Consider the following 6,767-nt stretch of genomic DNA (forward strand, 5'->3'; position numbering starts at 1 on the left):
AACAAGCTCTAAATATTTAACAAAAGCTTAAAAAGTAATAAAGAGGCACTATAAATTTCCAAGAAAAAAAATACAACTGCCATTTTTGTTAAAAATGGCAGTTGTATAAACTGTAAAATGAGAGAATGCAGATAGTGTGCGCAGATGGTATGGGCGCGTCTTTCACAAAACGCGGGGCGGCGTTATCTGCCGCCGTCCAGCGGCAGATAAATTTCAAACTGCGTGCCTCTGCCCGACCTGCTTTTGACCTGTATCGTACCGTTATGCGCCTGTATAATGGTGCGAACGATGGCAAGACCCAGTCCGGATGAGCGGCGCGCGGGTGAAGAGGTTCCAGAGGTGTAAAAGCGGTCAAAAATATGCGCCTGCCGCTCTGCGGAAATACCTCTGCCGTTGTCGCAGATGCGCACACGCAGCATGCCGTTCTTCATTTCCGCCCACACGGTTATCCGGCCGCCCTGCTTGGGGGTGAATTTCACGGCGTTTTCCACCAGATTGCTCATTACCTGCGCGAAGCGGCCCGCGTCCAGACGGACAGGCGGCATCCCCGGGCTGATGTTGCAGGCGAACTGCCGCCCACTGTTTTGCACATAAAGTTCCAGCTCTTCACAATAGTGGATGAACACGCGGCTGGTGTCCACAGACACCATGTGGTAAGTCTGCTCCACGTCCAGATAGCATTCGTTGAACAGTTCCTCAATGAGGCTGCTCATGGCAAGTACATGGTGATGCATGGCGTCGAGATACCGCTCCGCTTTTTCAGAGCGGAGCGTATCCGGATCCTGAAGCGTTTCGATATAAGCCAGCACTTTCATGAGCGGGGAACGCAGCTCATGGGAAAAGTTGAGGATGAAATCCATTTTTTCCTGCTCAAACGTGCGGTGTAATGCGTTGCCCTGCGCACGGCAGGTGTCGGCAAGCTGTTTTTCGCGTGCGCACGCGGCGCGCAGCCGGTCGATTTCGGCCAGCAGAGCCGTCGTTTCTCCGGTATCGTCTGGCACCATATCTATCCTTCCGCCACGAATTTATATCCCATGCCCCATATGGTGAGGAGGTGCCTTGGATTGTCGGGGTCGTCTTCTATTTTGCGCCGCAGCTTGCGGATGTGAACCATAACGGTGCGGCTGTCGCCAGCAGCGTCGTACCCCCAGATGTTTTCATACAGTGTTTCGCGGTCAAACACATGTTTTTCATGCTGGATGAAAAACAGCAGCAAACGGTATTCTTTCATGGTTAGGGTCAAAGGCTCGCCTTTGTACGCGATAACATACGCATTGGTGTCCACGGAAAAATTACCCTTTTGCACACAGCCCGTCTCCTCGCCCTGCGTGGGCGCCTGGATATACCGGCTGCGGCGCAGCAGCGCTTTTACCCGCGCTGCCAGCTCATGCAGGCCGAACGGTTTTTGGATGTAATCGTCCGCCCCCATGCCCAGACCGAGCACCTTGTCGGATTCGCTGCCTTTGGCGCTTGCCAGAATAATGGGCGCGTGGGACTGCGCGCGGATCTTTTGACAGACGCTCAAGCCGTCCTCCCGCGGCATCAGGATGTCCAGTATGATGAGATCCGGTTCGCATTTTTTGAAAAAAGCGAAACTTTCCTCGGGGTTTGAAAGCGTGTAGGCATCAAAGCCCTCTTTTATGAGAAAGTCTTTCAGCAGCATGCAAATTTCGGTGTCGTCATCGATAATAAGGATGCGATCCATTTCTCCACCCCCTGGTATACGCGCCCTTTCCTGCGGTCATGACCGATGGTTTTTGTGTGGGCCGTGGCCAAAAAGTTGCCCCGGATCGGCGTTGTTTTCCTTGGCCGTGATCTGTGCGGGGCGGATGCGGTAGACGGTAACTGGCAGGCTGTCCACACCGGACCGGTATTTTTCCACAAGCGCGGGGCCAATTTTCTGCTGGTAAAAACCGGGCATGAACCGCTCCAGCAGCTTCTGCAACACGCCGGCTGCCTCCGTAAAATCGACCACGCGCTCCGCTTGGCCGAACAGCATTACGGAAAAATACGCAGTGTCGGCATGGCAAGGCACCGGGTCAGTCACCGTGCCGTGTTCTTGATAAACGGTAAAGACGACGTTGGGATTTTGCGCCAGCAGACACACCTTTTTGCCCCCGCCGGAACCGTGAAAATAGATACAGCCGTCTGCCCAGACATAATTAACCGGTACGGCATACGGGTATTCTTTGCTGTGCAGCCCCAGCGTGCCCACGCGCTGTTCTTCCAAAAAACGCGAGATCTTCGTGTTATCCGCGCATTCCCGCTGGCGGTATGTGATCTGTTCCATTTTGTTTCCTGTCCTTTCAGCTTATAAAGAAGCCGCGGTCCGCCGCTCCAGCGCGGTCAGAAACGCGGCAATCCATGCATTGGTCTGGGCGATATGTTCCGGGTACGCCAGCACCTGCCGGGGCGTCTGTATCGTGGGGCCGGACACCATTTCCGCAGCGCCGGCTTCGATGTAGCCCCTGAGCATTTCCTCCGTGTTTTCAAGATGGAACTGGAAACCGAACACACGTCCGCCCCAGACAAATACCTGATGTGCGCAGGCGGGGCTGGACGCCAGTACCGTTGCTTCGGGCGGCAGAGCGGAAAACGTATCATAGTGCCATTGGAACACCGTGCAATCTTTTGGGAACATAGCGAAAAGCGGGTCCTTGTCCGCCGTTTCGTTCCAGTGAATGGACTGCCAACCAATCTCGGGCGCCGCGCCGCGTGTCACTTTGCCTCCCAGTGCATCGGCTGCAAGCTGCCCGCCCAGACAGAAGCCAAGCACTGTTTTTCCCGCGTCCACCGCCGCGCGGATAAACGCTTTTTCCAGTTTCAACCATGGATAGGTCTGTTCTTCATAGATGTTCATCGGCCCGCCCATGATGATGAGCCACTGAAAATCTTGCAAATCAGGCAGGCTTTCCTGCGCAAAAAAAGCCGTACGCGTCAGCGTGTGTCCACGCTGTGCGGCCCAGTCTAGAATACAGCCGGGTGTTTCCAGCGCGATATGCTGCAGATAATGAATTTTCAAAGCATTCCTTTCTGCCATAAGCAACGTGTAACGTGCAAATAAATATATAACGACTAATTGAGCAGCTTATCATGCTACTAAGGGTCACTCATATGAATGTAGCTGTCATGCCGGATACTTTTTCGCAAATTCCATAAGTAGGAAGTTTATGAAGTATCGTGATAGTCATGTCAATATATTTTATCCATTATATCATAAATAAACGATTCGTTGCAAATCATGATATAAAATATTTATTAAATTACATATTGAACTGTAATATACTTAAATTCACTGGAATGTGAGCAGATTGCTTTGGTAATTCTACCGCTTTATCCGTGGTTTCCCGAACTTCCTGGTAAAAAAAGTATCCAATCGGGTCAATATCTTTTGTAGCAGCGCCGCTCTCCGACGACGAAGATTTTTCCCCCTTCACCTTGACCGGAACAGGTGAAGGGGGTTGCCTGTCTTACACGGGAAGTAGTGCAAGCGGCTGAAACCAAAGAATATCGCAAGATTGCGGATCATGCCATCCACTGCTGGTAAAATCGCCGCCGGAATTCTGCCGGTACAATGTTGCCGATGGCCGCGCTTCGTCGCTGCCAGTTGTAATAGATTTCGATATATTCAAAAATCGCGGCCTGTGCCTGGGCTCTGGTCGCATAATGCTCATGATAAACCATTTCCAGCTTGATCGCACTGAAAAAGGATTCAGCGCAGGTAGCGCAGGTGTTGTCGTAAGGCGTGCCTTTGCGGCTCATGCTGGGAATGATGTAGTTTTGCAGTAAAAGGACCTGATAGTTCCGACTGGCATATTGAACGCCTTGATCTGAATGATGAATCAAGCCCGCGCCCGGCTTGTATCGCCGGACAGCAGCATGCAGCGCCCTTTTACAGAGATCCGTTCGATTCGCCTGCCAGTAGCGCAATCGACGATCTGGAGGTCGAACAAATCCTTGATGATGGACAGATATCGCCATCCTTCGTCCGTTCGGATGTATGTAATATCCGTCACCCAGACCTTGTTAGGAGCATCCACATGGAAATTCTGACGGAGCAGGTTGGGAGCTACGGGATAAGTGTGGCGGGAATTGGTGGCCGCCTTGAATTTGCGATGGCGGATAGAGAAAAGCCCATGTGCCCTCTGGATGCCATAAAACCGGTTACGGCCGCAATGCGGAAATTGCAGACGCACATCGTCCAACTGAAGATGGTTGCCGCTTTTTTAAGATATCTACCGTATCTTCCAAATCCGCCTTATCTTTCCGGGGCTGGCGGTTTTCCTCCCCCAACTGCCGCAGGCGAATTTTTTCGGCGTCGTGGTTGTTCAATTCTACGGCAAGCCAACGCTTCATCGTTCCTATGGACACACCCAGATTGCGGCACGCTTCCGCGATGCTCTGCTTGTTTTCCAATACCAGCTTGACGGCTCCCTGCCTGAATTCTTCGCCGTACCGGTTCCCATTGCTTTTCCCCATGATGAAACACCCCTTCGTAGTGCTTTTATTTTACACTGCTCCGCAGCATCCATCAAATCGGGTACAGCTCAAAGGGCTTCGGGAGGATAAGGTGCCGGAGGAATGCTACGGACAGCTTCGTCATTGTTACGGAGCCGTGGACGATCCGAGGCGTCAATTAGAGCAGTACATGTACCATCTTTACTTACGTTTGTTTTGCCATAATTATCCGCAAAATACAGCTACTATACAGGTCTTTGGGCTGTTCAGTGGGCATTACATAGCAACCGAATTGCTATTGTAAGCGATATTTGAATCCTAACAATAACATGATAATTATCGTTATTATGGGTAAACAAACAGCTACCCTACTAAATAACCGCGGATCAAATGGGCGAAAAGTATTAAGTCCTTCTGTTTTTATTCTCTCTTTCTCATAATCACTCTTTCCTTCCCATTCTTGTGTTTGCTTATAAAGGTGCTTAAATGAAGTGATACCTTTTAAGCATCTTTCTTTCGTTTTTATATTTATTATTTTATATTGCCTACGTACAAGTAAAATACATGCTAACGTTAACGGGATAGCGATATACCAGATAGTCGCGATAACTATTATAATTGTAAACGTTGCAGTCCACAGCAACAAGGTATTGCCAGTTAAACGTGTATTGACGTCCAATAAATATAGAACCAAAGATAATATAATAGCAGTCCATGCATAACATATTAGCATCAGTGATACAATTTCAAGGCAATTCGGCAAACCAAATGGATTGGAGATGGCTTCAATTAGGAATCTCATTACAATTTTCACTCCTTTAAAACAAACTGAAATTAAAAGTATCAGCTAACGCCTGACTTGAGGCAATGGGTAACCCCAAAAATGCATTGGCTAAACAGGCTGTCAAATAAGCAAGTATCCTCGTATTTACGATTCCAAGTGCAAGCAGTTGACCACCGCCTTCACCTACCGTTCCCCCGATAATAGATAATACCTCCATCGTAAGTGAGGCCATATCCCAGAGTACTTTTCGGGGGCGGGAACAAACGCAATATTTGTTCCAATCATCATAAGCTGCGGACAAAGAAACCAAAATGCTAGCTGCCGCTAAGATAATTAAAGCAAAAGGCATAGCCTCACCTAGTTCTGGGAATAATGCCGAGACTCAAGGAAGCAAAACCTACGTAATCGAGTACAGTAAGTATAGTATGTATAGCATCATGACCATCTGGATCTATATTCACAATTGGGTTGTTTAGGCCATAAGTGTAGAGGCTCGCTTCTGCTCCCACTTCGCCCTCATGGTATTTAGCGGTGTCTCGGCTAACAAACCGCTCCCATTCCGGATTATAATACCTACTTTGCAGATAATATAGCCCTGTTTTCGTATCGTAATAATGTCCCCGATAGCGTAACGGGTTCTGTAAGCCGACACTGTCTTTGATCGAGCCGCCAATGTTCAGCAGTTTTCCCCATCTGTCATAGGTGTAGGTTACCACCTCGTTCATGTTGCTGTCAACCAGTCCTATGACATCGCCTTGCGCATTCTTCTCACACGTGTACTTTACGCCGTTCAATGTCAGCGTCAAAGAGCTGCCCTGGTAATGTGCGGTAATTGGTACCCGGCTTTACAAAAAGCCTTGTTAAATAAACAATATCCCTTTATCTAATTACTGCATTTCCCCTATAATTGAAAAAATCAACTTCTGACCAATAGAATTATCATTCTGAAAATTATCTAAACAATACCCTTTAGGGAGAAGGTATATGTTATATTGCTGGCCATGAGTATTCCTTGACTGCAAGACAATATTGCTAATTACTGTTCCCTTTATTGTAAAAACAGGAATTGCTTTTTTGGTCGCCATAACCGAGCAATGAAACATATTGTCTCCATCGGATGAAGTAAAATTCCAAGGTTCAGAAACCACAATTTTCACTTTATCATTGATTTGCATAACTGTCAGGCCTTTCATTACGGAATCATCTTTTGATAATTATTTATATTCATATATACTGAATCATTAGTGAAGTATTCTCTGCCTACACCAATTTGACCATCGTTAGGTAAAACTTTTGTACCACCACTTATAGATGGACTATTTGCAATTTCAAATTCCATAATATAATCTGGTTTTTCAGGTAATACCAAATATCGATTATGTGTTGCAAACATGAGGGGAAGCTAAAATATGCACTATTTAGCACCAATACAACAACAGGTGCAATCTTAATTGCTGTAGCAGGAACATCATAGCACCATTGCTGACAGTTGCTGTCTGATATCCCTTTTCTCTCTATTAAATTG

At 47.8% G+C, this 6,767-nt stretch carries 12 protein-coding genes; all 12 read right to left on the reverse strand.

Annotated elements, in window-relative coordinates:
• Positions 1 to 182: 182 nt before the first annotated feature.
• Complete coding sequence (locus ABF463_RS13330; RefSeq protein WP_415534328.1) at positions 183 to 1,004, reverse strand: sensor histidine kinase; 822 nt, start codon at positions 1,002 to 1,004, stop codon at positions 183 to 185.
• Between the two features lie 2 nt (positions 1,005 to 1,006).
• Entirely contained in the window at positions 1,007 to 1,705 is a 699-nt protein-coding gene (locus tag ABF463_RS13335) for a response regulator transcription factor (protein ID WP_415534330.1), read from the reverse strand.
• Between the two features lie 36 nt (positions 1,706 to 1,741).
• Positions 1,742 to 2,290, reverse strand: coding sequence for a pyridoxamine 5'-phosphate oxidase family protein (locus ABF463_RS13340; RefSeq protein ID WP_415534332.1), 549 nt, complete (start codon positions 2,288 to 2,290; stop codon positions 1,742 to 1,744).
• A 21-nt stretch (positions 2,291 to 2,311) separates the two neighbouring features.
• Positions 2,312 to 3,022, reverse strand: a complete 711-nt coding sequence (locus ABF463_RS13345) for a type 1 glutamine amidotransferase (protein ID WP_415534334.1) — start codon at positions 3,020 to 3,022, stop codon at positions 2,312 to 2,314.
• Positions 3,023 to 3,525: 503 nt separating this feature from the next.
• The gene (locus ABF463_RS13350) at positions 3,526 to 3,930 is read right to left on the reverse strand and encodes a transposase (RefSeq protein WP_415534348.1); all 405 of its coding nucleotides are present in this window, start codon (positions 3,928 to 3,930) and stop codon (positions 3,526 to 3,528) included.
• Entirely contained in the window at positions 3,843 to 4,205 is a 363-nt protein-coding gene (locus ABF463_RS13355) for a hypothetical protein (RefSeq protein ID WP_415534349.1), read from the reverse strand. The genes ABF463_RS13350 and ABF463_RS13355 overlap by 88 nt, the downstream gene beginning before the upstream one ends.
• Entirely contained in the window at positions 4,165 to 4,479 is a 315-nt protein-coding gene (locus ABF463_RS13360) for a transposase (protein WP_415534336.1), read from the reverse strand. Before ABF463_RS13360 ends, ABF463_RS13355 begins: the two co-directional genes overlap by 41 nt.
• Before the next feature lie 274 nt (positions 4,480 to 4,753).
• Entirely contained in the window at positions 4,754 to 5,260 is a 507-nt protein-coding gene (locus ABF463_RS13365) for a hypothetical protein (protein WP_415534338.1), read from the reverse strand.
• A 16-nt stretch (positions 5,261 to 5,276) separates the two neighbouring features.
• Positions 5,277 to 5,591, reverse strand: coding sequence for a hypothetical protein (locus ABF463_RS13370; protein ID WP_415534340.1), 315 nt, complete (start codon positions 5,589 to 5,591; stop codon positions 5,277 to 5,279).
• Positions 5,592 to 5,595: 4 nt separating this feature from the next.
• Positions 5,596 to 5,967 (reverse strand): RHS repeat-associated core domain-containing protein, encoded by a 372-nt coding sequence (locus ABF463_RS13375; RefSeq protein WP_415534342.1) that lies wholly within the window; start codon positions 5,965 to 5,967, stop codon positions 5,596 to 5,598.
• A gap of 162 nt (positions 5,968 to 6,129) precedes the next feature.
• Positions 6,130 to 6,435 (reverse strand): hypothetical protein, encoded by a 306-nt coding sequence (locus tag ABF463_RS13380; RefSeq protein WP_415534344.1) that lies wholly within the window; start codon positions 6,433 to 6,435, stop codon positions 6,130 to 6,132.
• 112 nt (positions 6,436 to 6,547) lie between these two features.
• Positions 6,548 to 6,767, reverse strand: a 220-nt coding sequence (locus tag ABF463_RS13385; RefSeq protein ID WP_415534346.1) for a hypothetical protein, incomplete at its 5' end; no start/stop codon positions are given.

This window comes from Ethanoligenens sp. (assembly GCF_047718355.1).
Taxonomy (GTDB): Bacteria; Bacillota; Clostridia; order Oscillospirales; family Ethanoligenentaceae; genus Ethanoligenens.